A 25,068-nucleotide genomic window follows, 5' to 3' on the forward strand; every position below is an offset into this window, starting at 1 on the left:
TAGCTTTTTATTATCTCCTTCTGATACCAGACCTATCTATCATCTGTTTAACTTCTTCCGGATATACCGCTCTATTTATAGCCTCATCGTAAGTAATTAAACCTTTGGCATAGGCATTAAACAGTGATTGACTCATTGTGATCATACCATGCTCCGACTGACCGGATTGCATCATAGAATAGATCTGATGCAATTTATCTTCTCTTATAAGGTTTCTAATACCTGGATTGGGAATTAAAACCTCACATACCATCACCCTACCTTTACCATCAGCTCGTTGGAGTAACTGTTGGCATACAACCCCCTCTAAAACAAAAGAGAGCTGTGCTCTCACCTGTGACTGTTGGTGTGGTGGGAATACATCTATAATCCTATTTATAGTCTGGATAGCACTGTTTGTATGAAGTGTACCAAAAGTGAGGTGTCCGGTTTCTGCAACTGTAAGAGCAGCCTCTATAGTCTCAAGATCCCTCATCTCTCCTATTAATACGACATCAGGGTCCTGTCTTAATATATATTTCAACGCCTTGGCAAACGACTTGGTGTCAGCATTTACCTCCCTCTGGTTTACCATCGCCTCTTTATGCTGATGCAAATACTCTATGGGGTCTTCTATTGTGATTATGTGTACTTTTTGTTCAGAATTTATTTTGTCTATCATAGCTGCAAGGGTAGTAGACTTACCACTTCCGGTGGGACCTGTTACAAGAACCAAACCTCTGGGTTTTTCACAAAGGGTTTTAAGAACAGGTGGTAATCCAAGCTCTTCAAAAGTCATTACACGATATGGAATTCTTCTTATCGCAGCCGCCACAGCACCCCTTTGCATAAAAAAGTTTGCCCTGAATCGACTAACCCCTTTTATACCGAAGGAACAATCCAACTCCTGATCCTCTTCAAACCTTTTTTTCTGCGCCTCAGTCATAATACCATAACATATCTTTTTGGTATCATTTGGTAAAAGTATCTCTGTACCAAATCTTACCAGGTCTCCGTGTATCCTATAAACCGGTGTAGTTCCCACCGTAAGATGTAGGTCTGTGGCATCAAGCTCTATCATTTTTTGCAACAACTCCTGCAGGGAATACTTACTGGTTTCTTGATTTTCAGGCATCTCAGGCATATTTAACCCCCTTTATTTTTAATCCGCAAAAGTAACTCTTACAACCTCTTCAAGGGTTGTAATACCTTTCTTAATCTTCTCCAGCCCACTTCTTCTAAGAGTTATCATACCTTCTTCTACTGCAGCCTTTTTTAGTTCATTGGCATTTGCACCTCTCAGAATTAGCTCCCTTATCCCTTCACTCACAGTCATGACCTCATACAAAGCCAATCTACCTTTGTAGCCTGTTCCACCGCAGGCATCACAGCCTTTCCCTTTCATTGGGACAAAGCTATCAAGCTCATCCTTTCTAAAACCCACACTTAATAGCGCCTCAGCAGGTATTTTTACCTTCTCTGCACATTTAGAGCAGATCTTCCTGGCAAGTCTCTGGGCAAGAATAACCACTGTGGAGGAAGCCACAAGAAAAGGCTCTATACCCATATTAAGAAGTCTGTTTATTGTGCTCGGGGCATCATTTGTATGCAAAGTGGATAATACGAGGTGTCCCGTCAAAGCCGCCTTTATTGCAATTTCGGCAGTTTCGTAATCCCTTATCTCCCCCACCATGATTATATCTGGGTCCTGCCTCAAAAAAGATCTTAAGGCAGATGCAAAATTAAGACCTATCTCATCCTTTATCTGAACCTGATTGATACCAAATATATTATACTCCACCGGATCTTCAGCAGTCATTATGTTCACATCAACTTTATTAAGTCTGCTCAATGCGGAATATAGCGTCGTAGACTTACCACTACCGGTGGGTCCTGTAACCAAAACCATACCATAGGGGGATTCTATACCATTGATAAATCTTTCAAGTGAACTGGGCTCAAATCCTAACTTTTCCAGATCAAGCTGGAGATTACTTTTATCCAGGATACGGAGAACTACTTTTTCACCAAAAAGAACAGGTAACGTAGAAACCCTCATGTCTACCGATTTATTCGGTAGCTTCAACTTTATCCTACCATCCTGTGGAAGCCTCTTTTCTGCAATATCTAATTCTGCAAGTATCTTAAGCCTCGAAATTACAGCATCTTTTATATTTCTTGGTGGTTTGACAAGGTCGTATAATACCCCATCAACCCTCAATCTTATTCTAAAATCTTTCTCATAAGGCTCCACATGTATATCTGATGCACCTCGTTTTATGGCTTCATGAAGGATATAATTGACAAATTTAACAATTGGGGTATCATTCACCTCTTTCCTTAAAGCATCAACAGAAATCTCTTTTTCTGATACTTCTTCTATCTCAAGTTCATCCAGTTCGAATGATTCTTCAATAATGTTACTCACAGCAAGGTCTGTGGATGATTCGGTTTCAAGAATAGCATTGATACTCGACTCCACTGCAACGTAAGGTTTTATCGTATAGCCCGTAATAAATCTAAGATCCTCAAGGGCATAAGCATTGGAGGGATCTGCTATGGCTACGCTTAATACATTACCAGCCCTATCAAAAGGTACCACCATATATTTTCTACAGAGATCCTTAGGTATCAGAGAAAGGATTTTAGGGTCTATCTGTTTGGACTTCAGATCGACATAAGGCACACCATATTGTTGGCTTAAAAACTCAGCAATCTTTCCTTCGTCAACGAAACCAAGTTTTACAAGTATCGATCCTAAACGCCCCCCTTCCTTCTTCTGAACTTCGATGGCTTTAGCAAGCTGTTCTTCTGTAATTAAGTTTTCACTTAATAATATTGCTCCTATCTTTGTAGATATCATCAAAAACTCCTAAAGCATCTTAATAACTTCATTATAATCTATCGCAAAATCAAAATCATTCCAGATACAAAATGCCTTATAAGCCTGCCCCACAAGCATCAATATTCCATCAAAACCCTTTTTACAATCCACTTTTTCCAAAAAAATAGTTTTTTTATCTAAATCGTACTGCATATCAAAAGCCACATCTGCTTTTAAATCCCACAAAACAGCCCCACCAGATATGCCAGCACTACTCCCATTGATAATTATATCATATTTTTTTGAATAATCAAAAGATTTTATATCCATTACAGTATATTTTTTTATACCGAATTCTTCAGCTATTAAAAACCCTTTTTCTACAGTTCTATTAACAATAATCAACTTCTCATAATCATGATTTTTTAATTCGTATAGTAATCCTCTAACAGCTCCCCCTGCACCTAATACGACTATAACCTTTCCACCTAGTCCAACATTATAAAATTTAAATGTCTCTCTAATCCCAAATATGTCTGTGTTATAGCCAATTAATTTACCATCCTTGATTTTTACCGTATTAACGGCTCCAATCTTTTCAGCATCACTGTCCAGGTCATCTAAAAAATCGATGATTATCTCTTTGTAGGGTAAAGTAACGTTGAAACCTGCAAAATGCATCTTTTTAAAAAGATCTATTATATCAGCAAGCTGTGAATCCTCCACCTCAAAGCAACAGTAGCCACCATTTAACCTATTGAGATATAGAAAGATATTATGGATTTTAGGAGAGATGCTATGGGAAATAGGTTTTCCAATCAGTCCAAAGTTCTTATACATCTTTGCTGTTTTCCAGTTCTTCCCCTTTTTTTGAAGGTAATAGCACCCCAGCAGATATTATAAACTTAAATGCTGACTGCACAGTAATATCAAGAATGATCACCTCATCTTTGGGAACAATAATAACAAAACCAGATGTGGGATTTGGGGTGGTTACAATAAAGATAGTATAATATTTATCTTCATGACCATCCTGTAATATACTTTTATTATTTGTTACAAATCCAACTGAATAGACCCCTTTTCTTGGATACTCCACGAGCACGACTTTTTTAAAGGTATCTGTTTTTGTGGATTGAAAGGTTGTTATTATCTGTTTAGTGGCATTGTAGCTTGTTTTAACCAGCGGAATTTTCTCCACCAGCCTCTCAAGTTTTAGTATAACTCTTTTACCAAAATAATTTTTTGTAAATAATCCAGCAATAAGAACAATAGTAATCATAACAAAAAAAGATAGGATCTTTTTCAGAAAGATTGGCGTATCCCACCCTAATTCTTTATCGATTATATCAAAATAGGGTAGGAGAAAACCGGTCATACTGTTCAACAGGAATGCTAAAAAATAGTAAGTAACTACTAAAGGTAAAAGGGCAAAAAGCCCTGTCAGAAAAGTATTCCTTAATTTCAGAACAAAACTGGATTGTTTTTTATTTTGTTCCGAAGAGTCTATCACCTGCATCCCCCAATCCAGGCACTATATACCCTTTTTCATTCAGTTTTTCATCAAGTGCTGCAGCATAAACTTTAACATCATGATGAGCAGAACAAAGCTTTTCCACCCCTTCCGGAGCAGCGATTAAACACATAAATTTAATACTTTTTGCCCCTGCTTTTTTTAACATATCCACCGCTGCAGAAGCAGAACCACCAGTGGCAAGCATAGGATCTATCAAAATAAATTCACGATTGTCCGTGTCGGAAGGAATTTTAAAATAGTAGCTCACCGGCTTCAGAGTCTTTTCGTCTCTGTAAAGCCCTATATGCCCAACCCTTGCGGATGGTATCAGTTTTAAAATCCCATCTACCATTCCAAGCCCAGCCCTCAATATCGGCACAAGCGCAACCTTTTTCCCTGAGAGGATGTAAGATTTTGTTTCACAAATAGGTGTTTTAATGGTCACCTCTTCTAGAGGGAAATCCCTCGTAATTTCATATGCCATAAGCATCGCCACTTCATCCACCAGCTCTTTAAACTCTTTCTTAGAGGTCTTTTCATCTCTAATAAAGGTTAATTTATGACTTATCAATGGATGTTTTACAAGCATAAAATTATCAAGTCTCATTGTTATCTCCCTTCTGGTAGTACGAAATTTAAGATTACACCAACCAGACCTGCAAGACCAATTCCACCAAGTGTTATAGGACCCACACTCAAAACGAGATTCCCTATCCCTATAACCAGTACCACCGATACTATCACAAGATTTCTTGCCTTAGCCATATCCACTTTATTTCTCACAAGGGTACCAACACCGATTGCAGCAATCATACCAAAAAGCAATATAAGAATACCACCCATAACTGGCACAGGAATCGTTTTTAATACTGCGTTTAATTTACCCATAAAAGCCAATAATATAGCAGTAAACGAAGCAATTCTCATATAAACAACATCTGTGGCTTTCGTCAATGCCACTGCACCTGTTACCTCAGAATATGTGGTGTTGGGGGGACCACCCAGTAAACTCGCAAAAGATGTGGCCAATCCATCCCCCAATAATGTTTTATGCAACCCGGGATCTTCTAAATAGTTTTTCCCCGTTACAGAAGAGATGGCCAGAATATCCCCCACATGCTCTATCGCTGGTGCAATAGCAACAGGTAAGATAAAAAGAATTGCATTTAGATCAAATACAGGTAACGCATAACTACCATTTTTTATTGCCTCAAGCCATGGCACAACAAACCATTTTGCATTGGCAATTGGGCTTAAATCCACAACACCCATAATCAAAGAAAAAAGATACCCCACTATTATACCCATTAAAATAGGGATCAGACTCAAAAGCCGTCTACCATACATTACCACTATTATGGCTGTGACAAGAGAAACTGTTGATATTATCATGGCTTTGCCATTAAAGTTGCCTGATCCGTCAAAGCTTTTTGCCATTTTTATTGCTACTGGTGCGAGATTTAATCCTATAACCATAATTACCGGCCCAGTAACCACCGGAGGTAGATATCTTTCTATAGCACGTACACCACCTTTATATACCAAAAAGGAAAATAGAAGATATGCAAGTCCTGAAGCGACAAGCCCCCCAAATGTCTCACCCACACCAAAATTTTTCATTGAATATTGAATAGGAGCAATAAAGGCAAATGAGCTTGCCAGAAATACAGGAACTTTAGATTTAGTAATAAACTGGAAAAGTAAAGTGCCGGCACCGGCTGTGAAAAGTGCTATAGAAGGATCAAGACCTGTAAGTAGTGGCACCAGAACAAGGGCACCAAATGCCACGAATAAAAATTGGACACCCAACAGTATCCTATTTATCCCAATTGAATTATGCATCAGAATCCTCCATCATTATATTATGATTAAATAGCTGCCTTTCAAGCAACCTATCGTAATTGCTCCAGCCACCAGCTGTTATATTATCTTTTATGAATATAGACTTAAAAGTATTAACTTTTGCATCCATATCGTCTATGTGGTGAAGTATAATAGCCTCCAAAGTTTTTGGTTTTTTAGGGGATCCATACTCTAAAAGGCCATGGTGACTGGCAATCATATGATTTATTACGTGTCTGTATAATTCTGGAAAATTATCAATCTTTGCACAATAGCTATTTACAAGCTCAATACCCAGAAGCAAATGACCTATAAGTTTCCCACTATCCGTATAATCAAAACCTTTTGATATATCCAGTTCATACACTTTTCCTATATCATGGAAAATAGCCCCTGCCATCAAAAGATCTCTGTTTACTTTATAATAATTGCTCATGATAACAGCAAGCCTAACAACAGAATAGGTGTGCTCCAGCAAACCACCTATGTAAGCATGATGTACATTTTTTGCCGCAGGCATTTTTTTAAATTTTGTGGTGACATCCTGATCATTTTTAAACTCTCTAAAGAGGGCTTTTATAAATCTATCTTGCAGATTACTCTCCACAAAGCTTACAAACTCATCGTACAACTGATTCTCATCAAAATCCCCCTTTGGTAAAAAATCTTTCGATTCCTCCTCCGGCATCTTTGACATGTTATTAATTTTTATCTGAAACTGACCATTGTAGCTCTGAATAGTACCACTTACATCAACAACATCACCCTTCTGGGGATCAAATTTAAGCTTATTGCTATCAAACATTATCCCCTGTATCTGAACACCATCTTTATCTATAAGAACAACCTTTATGAAAGGCCTATTATCCTTAGTGTTACTTTTTGCTATCTCCATAATCATATATTTTTTATTAAGATTCATATCCATACTTCATCACCAACTATCCACATCTTCACTCCTTTCAACAGAGATATCTTTGATATATATCCCCTCTTTTTTTAGGGCCTTTAGCAAAAGGAGCACCTTTTCATGCTGACTTTCCGTCGAATAGATAGCAACATGCCCCTTTTCACGGTCTATAGTTCTCATTATACCGATCCCATCATATGAGTCCAGTATACTATTTATATATAGAATTTGATCTCGATTTGCAATAAATTTAATTTTTACACTCGATTCTGTCATACAAATTCCGTCACAAAAATAATTTTATTCAATTTTTCAGCCACAATTTTGCAGTCCAAAAATAGATTCTTTTCGAAATAAAAACAATCTTGTTCAAAATTTGCCAGTAACCTGATATATCTTTCAAAATTCTCCGAAAAACTTTTAAAATCCATCAAAAAAAAACCTCTTTCAAAACATAACCCATCCTTCAAAAAGTATACTATCTCTTGCAAACGATCCACCTGTTTGATAGTATCGAAAATTTTCCCAAGGTTTAATAAATCTATCCTGGCGGTTACACCTCTGGGTAATCTATTGATGAAATCAAAATCTAAAAAAATTGGAAATATATCCAGCCCTCTATCTTTTTCCACACTTGGATATGACACCGTGATATGTTTAACCATTTTTTGTATGCAAACCAAAATCGTTTTTTATTTTTTCAAGAATACCATTTATATAGCCGGGACTATTCTGTCCAGAGTATTTATTTGCAAGGGTTACATAGTCATCAATGACCTTTATAGGGTCATCAGTTTCAAATAGCTCGAATATAGCCAATCTTAAAATCAGAAGATCCATCATAGGCAATCTATTTAGATTCCAACCATGTTTTAAATACTTCTCAATAAGCTCATCTGAAAAAACAGTTTTTTCTATAGCTTTTTTTAATAAACCAACACTTTCAAATAGAATCTCTCTATTAAATCCGTTATACTTAACAAGACCGTCCACAATAGTTTCAAGCATCTCTCCACTCTGAAGGTGCATATAATAAAGATTTAAAGCATATTTTCTTATCTTTGTTAGTCTCTTACTACCCATTAAATATTCTGTTCCTTTATAAGATTTACAAGTTCGAGTGCCCCCATTGCGGCCTCTGCCCCTTTATTCCCGGCTTTGGTACCAGCTCTTTCAACAGCCTGCTCTATTGTATCGGTAGTGAGCACACCAAAGATGACAGGCACTTCCGTGTCATATCCAGCTTTGGCTACACCCTTTGAAACCTCAGCAGCCACATAATCAAAATGCGGAGTAGAACCCCTTATAACAGCCCCAAGTGCAATAACAGCATCATATTTTTTCGATTTTGCAAGCTTTTTGCATATAAGTGGTATCTCAAAAGCACCAGGTGTTTTAAACACCTCTATATCTTTTTCCTCCACATTATGTCTCACAAGTGCGTCCACAGCCCCTGCCACAAGACTCTTTACTATAAAGTCGTTGAACCTTGATGCCACTATGGCAAATCTTAACCCTCTGCCATCATATTTACCTTCAAACACCTTAACCGTCATAGATCACCCCTATTATTTTTTGACCTTTTTTATATTCAACTTGTGTCCGAGCTTCTCCTCTTTTGTTTCAAGATATCTTATATTTTCTGGAGTTACTTCACATACTATAGGAACCCTTTCCACTATATCTATACCGTATCCCGACAGAGCCTTGATCTTTCGGGGATTGTTTGTAATCAATCTCATTTTATTAATCCCTAAAAACCTGAGTATCTGGGCACCAAAACCGTAGTCCCTCAAATCATCCTTAAACCCCAGGTGTAGATTGGCTTCCACTGTATCAAACCCCTCATCCTGTAGATGATAAGCTTTAATCTTATTTAAAATGCCAATTCCTCTACCTTCCTGAAACATGTAAAGCAAAATTCCCTTACCTGCCTTCTCTATCATCTGCAAAGAGCAATGTAGCTGAGACCTGCAATCGCACCTCAATGAACCAAACACATCACCTGTCAAACACTGGGAGTGAACCCTGACAAGTACAGGTTCATCTTTTTGAATATCACCTTTAATAAGAGCCACTGCTTCCTGCCCATCTATAACATTTTTAAACCCTTTTATAATAAACTTACCAAAGATAGTAGGAAGATTCGCAACGGCAGACTCCTCCACTACTGTTTCCGTTTTTAATCTGTAGGCAATAAGATCCGCAATTGTCACTATCTTTATGCCGTGTTCCCTGGCAAAAATTTCCAGATCGGGCATACGTGCCATCGTACCATCATCTTTCATAATTTCACATATCACCGCTGCTGGGGTAAGCCCCGCCATCCGGCATAGGTCAACAGAACCCTCAGTTTGCCCAGCCCTCACAAGCACCCCACCATCCCTTGCCCTCAGTGGGAATACATGTCCTGGTCTTGCAAGATCTGAAGGCTTAGTTTTGGGATCTATGGCTACTTTTATCGTCTTTGCCCTATCATGGGCAGATATCCCGGTGGTTACCCCCTCTTTTGCTTCTATGGAAACTGTAAATGCAGTGCCAAATCTTGCGGTATTACCCATTTCGTTCACCATAAGGTTAAGCCCAAGTTCATCACACCTTTTGGCTGTGAGACTAAGACAGATAAGACCTCTTCCATACTTTGCCATAAAATTTATGGCCTCAGGCGTTACAAAATCGGCTGCAATTACAAGGTCACCTTCATTCTCCCTATCTTCATCATCCACTAAAATGATCATCTTACCTTTTCTAAGCTCTTCAATCGCCTCTTCTATACCTATTTTTACATCACTTTCCATATTTTCTCCCATTTTAAATTCATAATTTTCCATATAGATTTTTTATTACCAATCATAATCCACAAGCATCTTTTCTAATCTATTATTATTTTCCCTATTTTGCAATAATCTTTCTACATATCTTGCAATAACATCCACTTCAAGATTTATACCATCTCCAGGCTTTTTATACTTAAGCGTTGTAACCTCAAACGTATGTGGAATAACCGCAACGGTAAAATAGTCCTCCCCAAGATCTGACACCGTCAAACTTATACCATTTACCGCAATTGAACCTTTTTTAGCAATATACTGTTTTATGGGATCGAATCCCCCTATGCTAAGCTCGATGCTCTCCCCTCTAAATCTGATCTGTTTTACGATTCCCACACAATCAACATGCCCCAATACAAGATGCCCTCCAAGCCTGCTATTTAAAGTAAGAGCCCTCTCTAAATTGACCTTATCATTATTTTTAATACTGGAAAGTGTTGTTTTAGAGATGGTTTCATAGGAAACATCAGCGATAAAGTTATTTTCATTATTTTTAGTAACAGTAAGACATACACCATCCACCGCAATAGAATCACCCACCCGCACATCGTCAAGTATTAAGCTACAATTAATTTGCAACTCAGCATTTTCTCCCTTCCTGATTACCCTGCTAACCGTACCTACCTCTTCGATTATCCCTGTGAACATCCGTATTTACACCTATTTCTAAATTTTTCTGTCAACTGAAGCACATGATCTGTATAATCGTTAAATTTATATACATGTAAAATATCTTCTTCAAACCTTTTGGTATCAGTTAGCTTACATTTATAAGCATCTTCTATTTTTACACAGTTTAGGTCACCAAAAAGTGGCACACCATCGCCACCGATAACTTTTGGGGAGATGAAGTGGTAAAACCTGTCCACCAAACCCTCTTTGATAAATGAAGCAAAAACTTTACCGCCACCTTCCACAAATATGTTAAGTAGATTCAATGCTACCAATTTATCAGAGAGATCCATCAGATCCACAAGACCATTCTTTTCTTTACATATAAGCACCCTTACACCATAACTTTTCAAAAGATCCATTTTAGCATCATCGCTTACAGTGGTGGCAACAATGAGATACTTTCCAAAATCTCTCACTACTTTTGATTCTGGAGAAATCGATAGTTTAGAATCAAGTATTATCTTTAAAGGCTCCTTTTCCCTGTTGAAATTACGCACGTTTAGTAAAGGGTCATCATTTTTAACTGTATTGATACCAATAATAATAGCATCACTGACAGATCTGAGGTAATGTACGTATACCCTTGAGGATTCACCTGAAATCCATTTTGAATCTCCGGTGGATGTGGCTATCATACCATCTATTGAAGAAGCGGCTTTTAATGTGAAGTAAGGCTGCCTTTTCAGGATAAATTTTGTAAAGTCTTCTATAATCTCTGCACAGACATATTCATTGAATCCCAAAAACACTTCTATACCAGCATCGTTTAAGATCTTTATAGCATTACCGCTGTGATTAGGATTTGGATCCACCACCCCTATGAAAACCCTTTTTATACCACTTTTTATGATTGCTTCCGTGCATGGCGGGGTCTTGCCAGTAGTGGAGCAGGGCTCAAGAGTAACGTAAAGATCGCCACCTTCAGGGGACTCCTCACAATCTTTTAAAGCTTCTATCTCCGCATGCGGCATTCCAAAACCGGTGTGATAACCTCTACCGATAACTCTCCCATTTTTTACGACAACGGCCCCCACAATGGGATTTGTATAATTATACCCCTTACCCATCAAAGCCAGCTGTATAGCTTCATCCATAATTAACAGAGGATTAACCAATTTTCTCTCCTATCTTTTTTTCTGTACCGTTTAATATCCTTTTTATGTTATCTTTATGTTTATAGATTACAAAAACCACCACAAAAAATGTAGCTATTTTAAGAAACGTGGAATTTTCTAAATAAAACACAGATATAAGCAACACAACAGCTGCAATGATGGAGCTCAGAGACACCATTCTAAATATAAGAGCAACAAGTATAAAAGCAACGAAAGCTATCCCAAGACTGATGGGGCAAACGGCAAGGTATACTCCGACGGCGGTGGCCACACCTTTACCCCCTTTGAAATTTAAAAATATCGTAAAAGTATGCCCTAATATAGCCACTATGCCCAAAATCAACAACGTTTCGGGAGGATAAAGATAAAAATGTTTCAAGATAAAAAGCGGCACAAAGCTTTTTGCCATGTCCAGTAAAAAAGCCACCAAAAAACCCCAGAATCCAAGAACCCTACCGGCATTAGTGGCCCCAACGTTTCTACTACCCACAGTCCTTATATCAATGTCTTTTACCACCTTCACGAGAATAAAGGAAAAGGGGATGGATCCTATAATATACATAAAAATTGCAAGAATTATATTTTTCATCATACTTCTTTTTCTTTATACCCCTCTTTTTTATTAAAAAAGTCTAAATAGTAAACAACACACGAATACAGGGATACAAAAAGGGCAATATAGATAAGTATCTTACCTATAAAAAATGTATCAAGATTAAAAAGAGGACGTTTGAATATCAAACAACCAATGGCCACCATCTGTAAAACTGTTTTAAGCTTACCCGAAAAACCAGCAGCAATCACCACCCCCTTACTTGCTGCAAAATTTCTCAAAGCTCCTATCACAAAATCTCTTGATAACATTAAAATCACTATCCAACCAGCCAACCTATTTAGCTCCACAAGGACTATCATACTTGAAGCCACAAGTATCTTATCCGCCACAGGATCCAATATCTTTCCAAAATCAGTGATAATCTGGTATTTTCTTGCCAGATATCCATCTATATAGTCTGTTATGGATGCTATCACAAACAGGACGGTGGCTATAATATTTGTGGTGTCCGTATCCATATAGAGAAAAATTAGAAAAAAAGGTATTATCAGTACCCTGAGGATTGTGAGCTGATTGGGAAGATTCATGAAACTTTTATCAAACATCATAAAAAAGCATCCTTATAACAAACGATATTTTTCAACCTTATACCTTAAAATCCTCAAGCTTATACCTAAAAGCTTTGCGGCCCTGCTTTGATTATTCCCGGTAAGATTTAATGCTGATGTTATATACTTTTTTTCGATAGTTTCAAGTACCTTTTCAAGTTGTATAGGGGAATCCGGCTTAAGCTCTGGCAAAATATCGTCATCATCGGCAATCTTTTTTGAAAAATACCCCAGAATACTTGCCGGAAGTAGCTTATCAGATTTCTCCAGAGCAACCCCCCTTTCTATGATGTTCTGTAATTCTCTTACATTCCCTTTAAAATCGTAAGATTTTAAAAGCTCCATTACAGGATAAGAGATCTCTTTTATATTCTTCCCCATATGATCCGAAAACTTTTTCAAAAAAAATTTTGCAAGAGGTTCTATATCCTCCACTCTCTCCCGAAGAGGGATCAATTCTATTCTAACTACATTTATTCTATAGTACAGATCACTTCTAAATCTCCCCTCGTCAACCTCTTTTTCCAACTCTTTATTCGTGGCGGAAATTACCCTTATATCCACATCAAACTCATCTGTAGAGCCCACCCTCATAATCTTCCGCTCCTGAAGAACTCTCAGTAGCTTTACCTGAAGGTTAAAAGGAAGCTCTGTTATCTCATCTAAAAACACAGTACCACCCGAGGCCATCTCAAATAACCCTTTTTTATCTGCATATGCCCCGGTAAAAGCCCCTTTTTTATACCCAAAAAGTTCAGACTCTATAATTTCGCTGGGAATTGCACCACAATTTATTGGAATAAAAGGTTTATTTTTTCGACCGCTTAATTCATGGATAGCCCTTGCCACCAGTTCCTTTCCGGTACCAGACTCACCAGTTATCAATACAGAGGAATCCCCCGCAGCAATATCGATTATTCTATCTTTTAATTCATCTACGAATCTACTTTTACCTATTATCTTATTCAGTTCATCAGGATATTTTTTATCACACTCTTTACATATAATACTTTTTACCATCTTAACCAATTCATCATTATCAAAAGGCTTGGAGATATAGTCCACAACACCCAATTTTATAGACTCCATTGCGGTATCAGGACTCGCATAAGCAGTAATGAGCAAGGAAGGGATCCCAGGATAATTTTCGTAAGTATACCTTATAAAATCAAGACCATTCTCCTTACCAACAACAAGATCGGACAGTATTATATCTATCTTATAATTATCAATGATTTTTTTTGCTTCCGCAATATTTCTGGCTAAAAAAACGGAAAAACCCTCATTTGTAAAAAGGATCTCAAGAATCTCCCTCAGCGATTTTTCATCATCTAAAATTAATATTGATGGCATATTAAGTTAATGATATATCAAGTATCTCGTACTCCTTATCTCCCCCTGGAGCTCTCACGAGTACTGTATCACCTATACTTTTACCCATAAGAGCCTTTGCAATTGGGGATATAACAGAAATATAACCTTTTGAAATATCTGCTTCGTCAGGGCCCACAATACGATACCTCTTTTTCTCCCCCGTTTCCACATTCTCTATCTCCACATAAACACCAAAAACCACTTTATCACCAGAAAAATTAGAAGGATCTATCACCTCAAATCTACCGATCTTCGATTCAAGCTCCGCAATCTTGGCCTCAATGAGACCCTGTCTCTCCTTTGCCGCATCATATTCAGCATTTTCACTCAAATCACCATGAGCCCTTGCTTCCTTTATGGCCTCTATGACCTCTTTCCTTTCCACAGTTTTAAGTCTTTCAAGCTCCTTTTTTAGCTTTTCAAAACCTTCAGGTGTTATAGGTATTCTATCCATTCCGTTCCTCCAAATTTTTTTTACCAACCACAAGAGTATGAATATATCCGTTTTTCATCTTAATTTCAAGGTTATCTTCCAGCGATATCTGCCTGACATCGGTAATAACAGATTTATCCCGAAAAGCAATACAATAACCCTTCTTAAGCAAATTTTCCGGATCAATATTTTTCAATACCGATTCAAACATAACAATTCTGTCCAAAGAAGAAGATAATCTCTTGTTAAAATCCTTTTTCATCCTCTCTTCCAGATTAAATATATCTTTTTTTACAAGATTAAGCTTTACCTGTGGAGTGTTCTTTTTTAACATAGCTTTTATATAGTCTAGTTTACCATTTAATTCGTTAATTTTTAAATTAATATTATTTTTCAAAGTCTCAACGCATAAAGCCAAAAATGTATGAACCCTTTTGATTTTTGACAAAGGGGAATTTTTATCAAGTTTCAAAGCAAGGTTATCAACCCTCTGGGAACTTCTGTATAGTCTATTCTCCATTTCCTTGATAATATATTTTTCCGCATCAAACAACAGATCGGTGATCTGCCTATACCTTTCCACAATTACACCTGCAGCTGCTGTAGGGGTAGGTGATCTAAAATCAGCCACAAAATCTACAATGGTTACATCCCTCTCATGTCCAATCGCCGTAATTGTAGGTATTGGGCAATCCACCAATGCCCTTGCGATAACCTCTTCGTTAAATATGGCGAGATCCTCAAGGGATCCACCACCCCTCATAAGAATCATTAGATCATAATCAGCATAAGAGGAGACCTTTTTTATACTTTCCACAATCTCATTGATGGCAGAAATACCCTGCACCTGTACAGGCCATAAATCTATCTTTAGACATACCCCATTGTCTTTTAAGATCTTCAAAAAGTCTTTTATTGCAGCCCCCGAAGGTGATGTGAGGACAGCAATCTTCTTGATAAACAGTGGGATCTGTTTTTTTCTTAAACTATCAAATAGCCCCTCCCGCTCCAGCTTAAGTTTTGTCTCTTCAAATTTTTTATAAAATAAACCCACAGCGCTGTATTCAATCTTCTTGGCTATAATCTGATAGACTCCATCCTGTTCATAGACCGTTATATCCCCCGTCACCACGACAAGATCACCATTTTTAGGACTATAACCTCTGTTTAACACCAGGTATTTTCTAAAGAGAGCAACCTTTATCTGAGCACCGCTATCCTTCAAAGTAAAATAGAGGTGCCCAGAAGGGGATGTGGAGAGATTAGAGATCTCCCCCTGTACCGAAATAACCTCATTGAAACTATTTTCAATGAGATTTTTAATTAGTTTTGTTATCTCTGATACCGTTAGAATTTTCATCGCCATTTAATATAATGTATAAATCTTCATCCATTTTTTTGTAGTTCAGCTCTTTCTTAATTACCATTTCAAGGTAGTCTCTATCCTTCTTCAAAAGCTCTATCTCCTCCTGAAGCCTGGAGATCCTCTTGTCATATTCCATAGACTCCCTTCTATACTTCTCCTTGATCTTTATCAGTTCCTGGTATTGGATAAGTCCATTGGTACTAAAAACAAGATAAAAGACAAGTCCAACAATCAAAATCAAAAAGATTATATGCCTCATTTCACTTTTTACCTATTTTTGCCTGAAATATTCTCAACGCCTGGTTTTTTAATGCAGTTGGAACATCCCTGGATTTAGTTAGCTTTTCAATATCGGATATGGACAGCCTTCCTAAAAGATTCATGGAAATGTCCAGAGGTGTTTTAGGATTAAATACCATATCCTTAGCAATGGAATAGTTGTTTATCCAGGTATTGTTTTTCCCAATCTCTCTGATTATATGCTCTGGGGTGGACTTATTCTTTACAATAAAAGAGATCTCATCCTCTGTTATTTTAGGATTTGAAAGCACCGATGTGGATATCTGCTTATTTGGATCTCTTATCAAATACATTCTGGCACTTTTGTTCCCCTTCAAAGCTAATTTTATCTTTTGGGGGATTGTCATCTTTGATATTTTTTGGTAAAGGTTTTCTTCCACCTCTCTTTTTATCTCTTTTGGAAGGTCATCTTCGGAAAGCTCTACTTCAGATCCCTTTTCATCAATAAATTTTTCTTCTTTAACTTCCTGTTCAGGTTTTTCTAATGACATATCCACCAAAATCTGTTTCAGAAAAACCACAGATTCATCGGGAGTGTATGGATTGTATAGAAGGGCTTTGATAAGATGGTGATCTTTTTCCAGTATAGGACGTAAGTTTGATACTCTAAAAAGTACTTCCGGCTCGGTGGATGAAGATAAAATCTCCAGCAGATTCCTGTCTACTTTGGACCTGGCGATTATTTCTGAAACAAACATAGGATCATTTTTAAGTAGTTTGCATAAAAAATATAGATATTCCCCTTCAAATAAGATATTATTTACGATATTCTTTTTTGTCGTGTCATCAAGTTTTATCAAATACTGGAATAGCTCTTTAAAAAGCTGAGGGTAAGACTTTATCACCAGAAAAACCACCAAAGGTATATCCTTTGGAACAATCGGTACCGAACCAGATAAAAGTAGCTTCACCTGCTCTTCACTACTTTTCTTTAATAAAAGTTCTTTCGTAATAATATTCAAGATATTATGCTTTAAAAGCTGATCTATTAAAACAGGATCCCGTAAATCTGTTTTTAATAAAGGTAAAACTGATTGTATCTCGACATCTGTAAGATGGTCTTTTGACAATAATTTAATAAAACTATCCACTTACCACCCTATCTTTTCCTGCCTGTTTTGCCTTGAGCATTGCCATATCCGCCCTTTCTATCAATTGCTCGATAGTTTCACCCGGTTTAAATTCAGCCACACCAATACTAACAGTAATTTTAAGATCTTCAGTTTTATATTTAAAAATGGTATTCCTTACGATCTCCAACAATCTCTCTGAAAATTTTAGAGCATTTTCAAGATTTGTCTCCGAAAGAAGTATCACCATCTCTTCCCCACCGTATCTAAAAGCATAATCTACTTTCCTAAGCTCCGACTTGATTATATTTGCAAGGTATTTTAAAACAAAATCCCCTACAATGTGGCCATAAACGTCATTTATTCTTTTGAAATTATCAATATCTAAAAAGATGATGGAAAACTTCGATCCATACCTTTTTCCCCGTTCTATCTCCTCTTCAATCTTTTTAATCATAAACTTTCTATTGAAAAGCCCCGTCAAGGGATCTGTTACAGATTCCATTTTATACTTTTCCAATTCTTTTTTTATCTTGGCCAATTCCTGCTCTTTTAACTTGTATTCAGAAAGTTCCTTATTTACATGCTTTTTTTCCTGCTCTAGATGTTTTAAAGCTGTGTGTTTGTTATCAATCTTTTTTGAAATCTCTTTTGATAGTTCATCCACCTTGCTTAACACCATTGATTTGAGAGCTTCTATTGAAGATTCATTTATTATTAAATGGTTAACACCCGTCAACTCATTTGCAATCTTTTTATCTTCTTCGATATCCTTTTTAAGAATATTGCTGTTTTCTTCAAGTATACTATTTAACGTATTTGAGGTCTTATCAAATCTGATTACTATCTCATCAATAATACTCTTTAGTCTACTCTGTACGTTTATTGCCTTATCAAGATATTCAGCCACAAGGGAGATAATAGTTATTATATCATTTTTTAAATGTTCACCTTCCGGATCCTTTTCCAGACTATCTTTTATTTGAATAAAATCCTGTACGTTTAAAACAGAAGCAAAGAAAGAGGCCTTTTCGATCAAAAAGTACCTTAATTCCTGTATTACTTCTGTACTCTGAATCCCTTCAAAAATCTTATAAAACTCCTCATTCTCTTTGAGATAGTTTGCCAATGTTGTGGCGGTAAGGGGAACCCTTTTCCCTCTTATCTCTTTTAAGCCCTCTATAACGATAGATCCGACAGAGTTTGCAATATTTTTAATATTCATAAAACACCTTCCATAAGATTCTTTCTAACTGTATCAAAAAAAATTATAACTTCATCAAGTTTATAGTCAAAAAACGTCCACGGATGCGGTTCATATCTATCCCCTCTTCGGGATAACTGAAGATCTCCATAGATTCCTCTTCCAATATATATCCGATGGGTAAAATTCTTGGTACTTGCCGCCACAACCTTTTCAATTGCCACATAACCTGGATCTAAATTGAGCCTCCTCTTTCCATCTTTTTTGTACATATCCTCAATTTCAACAGCCTTCAGTTTCATTTCCACAATCCTATCCGGCTGAATGATCTTCCTATGTGCCACGAAACATTTATATAAATTAGATCCAAATTCTTTATTATAATAATCAGTGTGTTCAAATGCAAAAAGAGAGGTCTTGAGGAAAACCTCTCCAAAATATTTCTCAAGGATCGGCAGTGGGTCTCCGAGCTCATCAGGATTAAACATTACAGCGTTAAAGAGTATGACATTTTGGGGTCTTCTAACCCCTCCACCGTAAACCATCTATTCAAGAGTTGTGATGTCGGCAATTTCCTCGTTTGGTGAAATTGTAGAAATGGCATGCTTATAAATCATTTTTTGGGAATCATCTTTTAAAACTACCACGAAATTATCAAAACCTTTCACCACCCCTTCCATTTTAACACCATTTATAAGATAAATGGTCACTGGAATCCTCTTCTTTCTGACAAAATTCAAAAATACATCCTGGATATTCAGCTTTTTACTCATATTACCCCTCTATTTTTTCTTTGAATTGTTTTACATTATAATTCATAAAATTTACCATTTCAAGAGAAAATTTCTTTTGACGATCAGTACAAAATGTAATACTATAATATTATACAGGTTAGGAGGAAATGATGCTGGAGATAAAAAAATGGCACAATACCACATTAGCAGAAAAAACAATAGACAGCCTTTTAAAGAATGGGTTCAGGGCATCATACTATGAAAACTCAAACACTGCTCTGACATATATCGACACCATTATAAGCGAATACAACGTCATAGGTATCGGTGGATCAATGACCATCATCAAAGATCTCAAACTATTGGAAAGAGAGGTCATGAAAAATAAGATCATTTTAAATCACAACCTACCGGATATCACTCCGGAAGAGAAGCATGAGATAAGAAAAAAGCAGCAAACTTCGGATCTTTTTATTACATCCTCAAATGCCATAACAGAAGATGGAAAACTTGTGAATATAGACGGTGTAGGAAATAGAGTAAATGCGATGCTTTTTGGTCCTAAAAAAACTGTTATAGTAGCAGGTATTAATAAGATAGTAAAAAACGTGGATGATGGAATAAACAGAATAAAAAGAATAGCCTCCCCAATGAATGCCAGAAGGCTGGGGGTTAATACGCCATGTGCAACACTTGGATACTGTACCGATTGTAATTCCCCCCAGAGAATCTGTAGAGTAATATCTATCATAGAAAAAAGACCGATCCCTTCCAATATTGAGATCATATTGATTGGAGAAAATCTTGGTTTTTGATTTTTTTATGCTATAATAAAATAGGTACATGATGGAACAGAAATTTGTAGAAATTGTTTATGAACTTTTTGGGATAAAAGATCTAAATCTGTTCATGGATATTTCCCTGAAAAAATTAAGGGATATATTGCATGCTGATGCCGGTAGTATCTTTCTGTATAATGATGCGGACAATACCCTCATATTCAAATACACACAGAACGATTCGATAGATTTACCATTTAAAGAATTTGCTATGCCCCTTGATGAGAAGAGTATTGCAGGATATGTTGGAGTAAATAAAAAGATATTAAATATAAAAGATGCTTACGAAATAAGTGATTCCGAGCCATATAGATTCAATAGAGACTTTGACAGATTTTCAGGTTATCGTACCAGATCTATGATTACAATCCCACTCTTGAATCGTAAAAATGACTTAATAGGGGTTGTTCAACTCATAAATAAAAAAACCGAACCATACTATTTCACCAAACAGGATGAGATTATCTGCCACTCATTATCAGGAATAATAGGTGTTTCACTTGAAAATTCTCTGTTGTACAGCGAAATAGAAAATATGTGGGAAGGTTTTATAAAAGCAAGCATACAGGCTATAGAAGCAAGGGATCCCATCACAAGAGGTCATACCGAAAGGGTTACAAACCTTACATTGAAAATAGCATCCGAAATGTCAAAACATAAAGATATCTTCCCCGATTTTACTTTAACAAAAGATCAATATACAATGCTGAAGTATGCCTGCTTACTCCACGATTTTGGCAAAATAGGGGTAAAAGAATATATATTACAAAAGGCTAAAAAGGTCTCTGAAGATAAACTAGAAAAAATAAAATACAAAATCCTTTACGCCCACAAAGCCGGTTTTATTGGTGAAGATCCTCAAAATCTATTTGAAAAGATCAAAAAAGCTAATGAGCCGACGGTTTTGGAGGAAGACATCTCAAACATGCTCAACAATCTGCTGCATCTTAATATCGAAGAATCGGCTGGCCAAAAGATTCCAATATTGGATAACGACGAATACAATGCACTTATTGTCAAAAGAGGATCACTAACGGAAGAAGAAAGAAAGGAGATGGAAAAACATGTTTTATATACCTATGTCTACCTTTCTGCAATCCCATGGACCAAAGAGCTGAAAGATGTTCCAAAGATTGCCTGTATGCACCATGAAAAGTTGGATGGTTCTGGTTATCCATTTGGGCTTAAAGGGGATGAAATTCATCCATATGGAAGGATAATGGCCATTGCGGATATATATGATGCCCTTACGGCAAAAGATAGACCCTACAAAAAGGCTCTCCCTGTTGAAACTGCATTAAGCATAATCAAAAAAGAGGGTGAGGAAAACAAACTTGATATAAACATTATAAACTTTTTCATTGATAAAAGAATTTATGAGTAATGGAGGATTATTTTGAAAACTGTCCTGATCGTTGATGATGATGCAAACATAAGACTGCTACTAAGGGATGAATTATGGGAAAAAGGTTACAATGTTATCACTGCCGTTGATGGAGATGAAGCACTTATATCGTTTGATGAAGAATATGTTGATATTGTGATACTTGATATTCGAATGCCAAAAGTAAATGGGATTGAAGTGTTAAAAACTATAAGGAAAACAAATCAAGAGGTTCCCATAATAATATATACTGCCAATCCAGATGATCTACCAGATCTTCCTGGCTATGGTAACACTGTAAAAATCACAAAATCTTCCGATATTGATAATTTAATAAATCAGGTAGAGTTGATGCTTAATGCTTAGCAAGGAAACATCAGACTATTTAGCCAATAAAACCATCTTAAAACATTGTTTCATTTTTCATGAATTGGATTCCACAAACAACGAAGCAATGAGAGCCACTTACCCTCATTATTCTTTAATCATTGCAGAAAAACAGCACGCAGGTAAAGGAAGAAGTGGCAGAAAATGGGTATCAAATGAAGGTAATCTCTATTTTAGTATCGTCTTACCTCCGATACCTATAGAGCAGCTTTTACCTTTAAATATCACCACAGGGTATGCAATATGTGATGCATTGAGAAATTATGCAGATGTATATCTAAAATGGCCGAATGACATCGTCTCTAATCATAAAAAATTAGGTGGAATACTAATAGAAACAAAATTTTCAGGAAATACCCTTGAAAAAATCGTTTTAGGTATTGGCATAAATGTCAATCAGTCAGATTTTAGCGATGATATAAAAGATGTAGCCACTTCACTTGCTATCATCACAGGTCAACATTATACAATTGAAGAGATATTACTTAAAATATTAAATAATTTTGAAAACAATTATACAGATTTATTAAAAAAACGTATTGATATTATTGAAAAATGGTGTAAATATAGTATGAACTTTGGTAAAAGAATAAAGATACATCTTGATGGAAAAAAAATGGAGTTCATTGAAAAAGGGATCACTGAAAGCGGTGAGCTTGTGGCTATAGATCACTATGGTAATGAAAGAAAAATAGTTTTAGGGGACATATATCTATGATTTTTGCCGTAGACATAGGCAACACAAATATAGTAATTGGTGTATTTGATAAAAACGAGATTATATTCAACTCAAGGCTAGCCACTGATTATCAAAAAACCACAGATGAATATGCAGCCATAATCATGCTTCTTCTTAAAAATAGCAACATCGAGCCTTCAAATATAAGAGGTGTGATTATCTCATCAGTTGTTCCTCAGCTTGTTTATACTTTTACAAAATTATCCAAAAAATATCTATCAAGGGAGGCCTTAGTGGTAGGCCCCGGAATCAAAACAGGTGTCCCCATCAAGCTGGAAAACCCCAAAGAAGTGGGCTCCGATAGAATCGTAAATGCTGCAGCTGTTCTGAAGTATTACAGGTACCCCGCCATCATAGTAGATTTTGGTACCGCAACTACCTTTGACGTAATTAATGAAGCTGGTGAATATATTGGTGGGGTTATATGTCCAGGGGTAAAATTATCTGCCACCATTTTACATCAAAAAACTGCCAAATTACCTGAGGTGGAGATAGAAAAGTGCGACAAAGTGATAGGCACCAACACCATAAGTTCAATAAAATCCGGAATCTTTTTCGGATACCTATCACTTGTGGATGGAATAATAGAAAAAATCATAAATGAGAAATTTAAAGAATTAGAACCCTGCATAATCGCCACAGGTGGTTTGGGATCTGTGTTTATGGGGGAATCAAAATATCTTAAAAGATACGACCCCAATCTTACACTAAATGGTCTAAAGGTGATCTATGAAAAAAATTCTTAGTGTCTTGATATTGTTATATCTAGTTTACGGTTGTTCCACAAAGGATGTAGAGCTTGCCGAATCCCATTATAAAATGGGGCTTGCTTATCTTAATTCTGATACAGATTACCTTTCCATTGTGGAATTTGAAAAAGCACTCGCCATCAATCCAGATGATGACAGAATCTATTACGCAATTGCCACATTTTATATCAAAAAGAATAGAATTTTAGATGCAGAGAGGTATATAAAGCAGGCATTGTCTTTAAAACCTAACGAGTTAGAATATCTCAATCTTCTTGCTACTATTTATGCCACAAAAAATGAGACTTTAAAAGCGATCAATATATGGAAAAAAATTGCTGATGATCCAAAATATCCCACCCCTGAAGTGATTTACTTTAACATAGCATCTGCTTATCAGCAAATGGAAAATCTTTCTGAAGCGGAATTTAACTACAAAAAATCTATCCAGGCAAACCCAAGAATTCTTAATACATATATGACTCTATCAAACCTGTATATTCAACAAAAAAGATACAAAGATGCAGAAACAATATTACAACAGGCACTGGATATAAACCCAGCATTCAATCAGGGCAAATACCAGCTTGCTCGGATATACTATCTACAGAATATCAACGACAAAGCCATTACATTGTTAAAAGAGATAATTACGAGTGAACCAAATTCAAAAGAAGCAAAAGATTCTATAGAACTATTAAAGGAAATAGGCTTAAGATGAGCAACCTTGGTAGTATCCTTAAAAATCGCAGGGAAGAACTCGGCAAAGATATTCAAACTGTCTCAAAAGAGCTAAGAATCAACCAAAAATATTTACAGGCAATTGAAAATGGTGACTTCAGATCTTTGCCCTCCTATGTCCATTGCTACGGTTTCGTGAAAAACTACATAAAATATCTGGCCCTAAACGAACAGGAGATGATGGAACTATTCTCCCAGGAATGCCCAAAATCGATATTCAACCCTAATATAAAAAATGAAAATACCCAGATATTTGATGAAGTAAATAAAGAAGTATCCAAGTCGCAAATTAAGAAAAGAGTATATATATATTCCACCATATCGATAATTTTTATACTAATTGCAATTATATATATCTATTCGATAAAAAAAACTAAAATAGTTAATAATGAATCTGCAGTAAAATCATCATCTGAAAACTTATCAGTATCACCCATAAATGATAATTCAGATAAAAACTCTCCTAAAACAACTGACAACATAGATTTAAATAATCCCCAATTGGACAACAAAGCAATACTTCAGCAATTGTATGACAACTCAGCATCACCAAAAGATAACTCAGCAGACAACAAAACAGTTTTAAAACAGGTAAAACTATCATTTTACAATACCTGTTGGGTAAATGTGAAAATAGATAACAAAACAGAGCTGGATTTCATAGCGAAACCGGGATATACAAGAGAGTTTTCGTTCAAAGATTTTTTTATCATAGACATAGGTGACGCATCAGCCATATCGATAAGTTACAATAATCAAACTATTGGAGGTTTGGGTAAACCAAGAGAATCTATTAAAAATCTTTATTTTACGTTGAATAATGACAAACTAACATATACAAAAAAGTAGCAAATTTAACCTTGAATTTTGACAAATACAGTGTATATTAATA

Annotated in this window: 31 protein-coding genes; 7 read left to right on the plus strand and 24 right to left on the minus strand. The window is 36.2% G+C overall.

Annotated features, from left to right (window positions below):
• Nucleotides 1-10: 10 nt before the first annotated feature.
• From ACP5Q2_RS07105 to hfq, 24 genes are read right to left on the minus strand one after another with little or no spacing between them, the layout of a single operon-like run.
• Nucleotides 11-1,123, minus strand: coding sequence for a type IV pilus twitching motility protein PilT (locus ACP5Q2_RS07105; RefSeq protein WP_428098657.1), 1,113 nt, complete (start codon nt 1,121-1,123; stop codon nt 11-13).
• An 18-nt stretch (nt 1,124-1,141) separates the two neighbouring features.
• Nucleotides 1,142-2,842 (minus strand): type IV-A pilus assembly ATPase PilB, encoded by a 1,701-nt coding sequence (pilB, locus tag ACP5Q2_RS07110; protein WP_428098660.1) that lies wholly within the window; start codon nt 2,840-2,842, stop codon nt 1,142-1,144.
• 9 nt (nt 2,843-2,851) lie between these two features.
• Nucleotides 2,852-3,643: a shikimate dehydrogenase gene (aroE, locus tag ACP5Q2_RS07115; RefSeq protein WP_428098663.1), complete on the minus strand. Its 792-nt coding sequence runs from the start codon at nt 3,641-3,643 to the stop codon at nt 2,852-2,854.
• Nucleotides 3,636-4,316, minus strand: coding sequence for a DUF502 domain-containing protein (locus ACP5Q2_RS07120; protein ID WP_428098665.1), 681 nt, complete (start codon nt 4,314-4,316; stop codon nt 3,636-3,638). The genes aroE and ACP5Q2_RS07120 overlap by 8 nt, the downstream gene beginning before the upstream one ends.
• A complete protein-coding gene (gene upp, locus ACP5Q2_RS07125; RefSeq protein WP_424605840.1) occupies nt 4,291-4,926 on the minus strand; it encodes a uracil phosphoribosyltransferase in 636 nt (211 codons plus the stop codon). The genes ACP5Q2_RS07120 and upp overlap by 26 nt, the downstream gene beginning before the upstream one ends.
• Before the next feature lie 2 nt (nt 4,927-4,928).
• The gene (locus tag ACP5Q2_RS07130) at nt 4,929-6,161 is read right to left on the minus strand and encodes a uracil-xanthine permease family protein (RefSeq protein WP_428098669.1); all 1,233 of its coding nucleotides are present in this window, start codon (nt 6,159-6,161) and stop codon (nt 4,929-4,931) included.
• The gene (locus tag ACP5Q2_RS07135) at nt 6,154-7,089 is read right to left on the minus strand and encodes a 3'-5' exoribonuclease YhaM family protein (RefSeq protein WP_428098672.1); all 936 of its coding nucleotides are present in this window, start codon (nt 7,087-7,089) and stop codon (nt 6,154-6,156) included. The genes ACP5Q2_RS07130 and ACP5Q2_RS07135 overlap by 8 nt, the downstream gene beginning before the upstream one ends.
• A 6-nt stretch (nt 7,090-7,095) precedes the next feature.
• On the minus strand, nt 7,096-7,347 hold the full coding sequence (locus tag ACP5Q2_RS07140; RefSeq protein ID WP_428098675.1) for a DUF4911 domain-containing protein: 252 nt from the start codon (nt 7,345-7,347) through the stop codon (nt 7,096-7,098).
• Nucleotides 7,344-7,736, minus strand: coding sequence for a hypothetical protein (locus ACP5Q2_RS07145; protein WP_428098820.1), 393 nt, complete (start codon nt 7,734-7,736; stop codon nt 7,344-7,346). Before ACP5Q2_RS07145 ends, ACP5Q2_RS07140 begins: the two co-directional genes overlap by 4 nt.
• On the minus strand, nt 7,729-8,154 hold the full coding sequence (locus tag ACP5Q2_RS07150; protein WP_428098678.1) for a transcription antitermination protein NusB: 426 nt from the start codon (nt 8,152-8,154) through the stop codon (nt 7,729-7,731). Before ACP5Q2_RS07150 ends, ACP5Q2_RS07145 begins: the two co-directional genes overlap by 8 nt.
• Nucleotides 8,154-8,627, minus strand: a complete 474-nt coding sequence (gene ribH, locus ACP5Q2_RS07155) for a 6,7-dimethyl-8-ribityllumazine synthase (RefSeq protein ID WP_424605846.1) — start codon at nt 8,625-8,627, stop codon at nt 8,154-8,156. Before ribH ends, ACP5Q2_RS07150 begins: the two co-directional genes overlap by 1 nt.
• A gap of 12 nt (nt 8,628-8,639) precedes the next feature.
• Complete coding sequence (locus ACP5Q2_RS07160) at nt 8,640-9,869, minus strand: bifunctional 3,4-dihydroxy-2-butanone-4-phosphate synthase/GTP cyclohydrolase II (protein ID WP_424605847.1); 1,230 nt, start codon at nt 9,867-9,869, stop codon at nt 8,640-8,642.
• A gap of 45 nt (nt 9,870-9,914) precedes the next feature.
• Complete coding sequence (locus ACP5Q2_RS07165) at nt 9,915-10,550, minus strand: riboflavin synthase (protein ID WP_424605848.1); 636 nt, start codon at nt 10,548-10,550, stop codon at nt 9,915-9,917.
• A complete protein-coding gene (ribD, locus tag ACP5Q2_RS07170; protein WP_424605849.1) occupies nt 10,535-11,692 on the minus strand; it encodes a bifunctional diaminohydroxyphosphoribosylaminopyrimidine deaminase/5-amino-6-(5-phosphoribosylamino)uracil reductase RibD in 1,158 nt (385 codons plus the stop codon). The genes ACP5Q2_RS07165 and ribD overlap by 16 nt, the downstream gene beginning before the upstream one ends.
• Nucleotides 11,685-12,281 carry a glycerol-3-phosphate acyltransferase gene (gene plsY / locus ACP5Q2_RS07175; RefSeq protein ID WP_428098681.1) on the minus strand — a complete coding sequence of 199 codons (597 nt, stop codon included), beginning with the start codon at nt 12,279-12,281 and terminating at the stop codon, nt 11,685-11,687. The genes ribD and plsY overlap by 8 nt, the downstream gene beginning before the upstream one ends.
• Nucleotides 12,281-12,856, minus strand: a complete 576-nt coding sequence (gene pgsA / locus ACP5Q2_RS07180; protein WP_428098684.1) for a CDP-diacylglycerol--glycerol-3-phosphate 3-phosphatidyltransferase — start codon at nt 12,854-12,856, stop codon at nt 12,281-12,283. The genes plsY and pgsA overlap by 1 nt, the downstream gene beginning before the upstream one ends.
• A gap of 12 nt (nt 12,857-12,868) precedes the next feature.
• Nucleotides 12,869-14,209, minus strand: coding sequence for a sigma-54-dependent transcriptional regulator (locus ACP5Q2_RS07185; RefSeq protein ID WP_428098686.1), 1,341 nt, complete (start codon nt 14,207-14,209; stop codon nt 12,869-12,871).
• Between the two features lies 1 nt (nt 14,210).
• Entirely contained in the window at nt 14,211-14,684 is a 474-nt protein-coding gene (greA, locus tag ACP5Q2_RS07190) for a transcription elongation factor GreA (protein WP_424605853.1), read from the minus strand.
• On the minus strand, nt 14,677-16,029 hold the full coding sequence (xseA, locus tag ACP5Q2_RS07195; protein WP_428098689.1) for an exodeoxyribonuclease VII large subunit: 1,353 nt from the start codon (nt 16,027-16,029) through the stop codon (nt 14,677-14,679). The genes greA and xseA overlap by 8 nt, the downstream gene beginning before the upstream one ends.
• On the minus strand, nt 15,983-16,288 hold the full coding sequence (locus ACP5Q2_RS07200) for an FtsB family cell division protein (RefSeq protein ID WP_428098692.1): 306 nt from the start codon (nt 16,286-16,288) through the stop codon (nt 15,983-15,985). The genes xseA and ACP5Q2_RS07200 overlap by 47 nt, the downstream gene beginning before the upstream one ends.
• Before the next feature lies 1 nt (nt 16,289).
• Nucleotides 16,290-17,420 carry a hypothetical protein gene (locus ACP5Q2_RS07205; RefSeq protein WP_424605856.1) on the minus strand — a complete coding sequence of 377 codons (1,131 nt, stop codon included), beginning with the start codon at nt 17,418-17,420 and terminating at the stop codon, nt 16,290-16,292.
• A complete protein-coding gene (locus tag ACP5Q2_RS07210; RefSeq protein WP_428098695.1) occupies nt 17,413-18,624 on the minus strand; it encodes a diguanylate cyclase in 1,212 nt (403 codons plus the stop codon). The genes ACP5Q2_RS07205 and ACP5Q2_RS07210 overlap by 8 nt, the downstream gene beginning before the upstream one ends.
• Nucleotides 18,621-19,148: a DUF4416 family protein gene (locus ACP5Q2_RS07215; protein WP_424605858.1), complete on the minus strand. Its 528-nt coding sequence runs from the start codon at nt 19,146-19,148 to the stop codon at nt 18,621-18,623. Before ACP5Q2_RS07215 ends, ACP5Q2_RS07210 begins: the two co-directional genes overlap by 4 nt.
• Entirely contained in the window at nt 19,149-19,376 is a 228-nt protein-coding gene (hfq, locus tag ACP5Q2_RS07220) for an RNA chaperone Hfq (protein WP_013451788.1), read from the minus strand.
• Nucleotides 19,377-19,507: 131 nt separating this feature from the next.
• Between hfq and ACP5Q2_RS07225 the strand changes: the two genes are divergently transcribed.
• The 7 genes from ACP5Q2_RS07225 to ACP5Q2_RS07255 are packed head-to-tail and all read left to right on the plus strand — an operon-like array spanning nt 19,508 to nt 25,025.
• The gene (locus ACP5Q2_RS07225) at nt 19,508-20,152 is read left to right on the plus strand and encodes a lactate utilization protein (RefSeq protein WP_424605859.1); all 645 of its coding nucleotides are present in this window, start codon (nt 19,508-19,510) and stop codon (nt 20,150-20,152) included.
• A 31-nt stretch (nt 20,153-20,183) separates the two neighbouring features.
• Complete coding sequence (locus ACP5Q2_RS07230) at nt 20,184-21,560, plus strand: HD-GYP domain-containing protein (protein WP_424605860.1); 1,377 nt, start codon at nt 20,184-20,186, stop codon at nt 21,558-21,560.
• 12 nt (nt 21,561-21,572) lie between these two features.
• Nucleotides 21,573-21,926, plus strand: a complete 354-nt coding sequence (locus ACP5Q2_RS07235) for a response regulator (RefSeq protein ID WP_424605861.1) — start codon at nt 21,573-21,575, stop codon at nt 21,924-21,926.
• Nucleotides 21,919-22,665 carry a biotin--[acetyl-CoA-carboxylase] ligase gene (locus ACP5Q2_RS07240; protein ID WP_424605862.1) on the plus strand — a complete coding sequence of 249 codons (747 nt, stop codon included), beginning with the start codon at nt 21,919-21,921 and terminating at the stop codon, nt 22,663-22,665. Before ACP5Q2_RS07235 ends, ACP5Q2_RS07240 begins: the two co-directional genes overlap by 8 nt.
• Nucleotides 22,662-23,432 carry a type III pantothenate kinase gene (locus ACP5Q2_RS07245; protein ID WP_428098701.1) on the plus strand — a complete coding sequence of 257 codons (771 nt, stop codon included), beginning with the start codon at nt 22,662-22,664 and terminating at the stop codon, nt 23,430-23,432. Before ACP5Q2_RS07240 ends, ACP5Q2_RS07245 begins: the two co-directional genes overlap by 4 nt.
• Nucleotides 23,416-24,156 carry a tetratricopeptide repeat protein gene (locus tag ACP5Q2_RS07250; protein ID WP_428098704.1) on the plus strand — a complete coding sequence of 247 codons (741 nt, stop codon included), beginning with the start codon at nt 23,416-23,418 and terminating at the stop codon, nt 24,154-24,156. The genes ACP5Q2_RS07245 and ACP5Q2_RS07250 overlap by 17 nt, the downstream gene beginning before the upstream one ends.
• A complete protein-coding gene (locus ACP5Q2_RS07255; protein WP_428098707.1) occupies nt 24,153-25,025 on the plus strand; it encodes a helix-turn-helix domain-containing protein in 873 nt (290 codons plus the stop codon). Before ACP5Q2_RS07250 ends, ACP5Q2_RS07255 begins: the two co-directional genes overlap by 4 nt.
• Nucleotides 25,026-25,068: the final 43 nt, after the last annotated feature.

Source organism: Calditerrivibrio sp., assembly GCF_049968475.1.
Classification (GTDB): Bacteria; Chrysiogenota; Deferribacteres; order Deferribacterales; family Calditerrivibrionaceae; genus Calditerrivibrio; species Calditerrivibrio nitroreducens_A.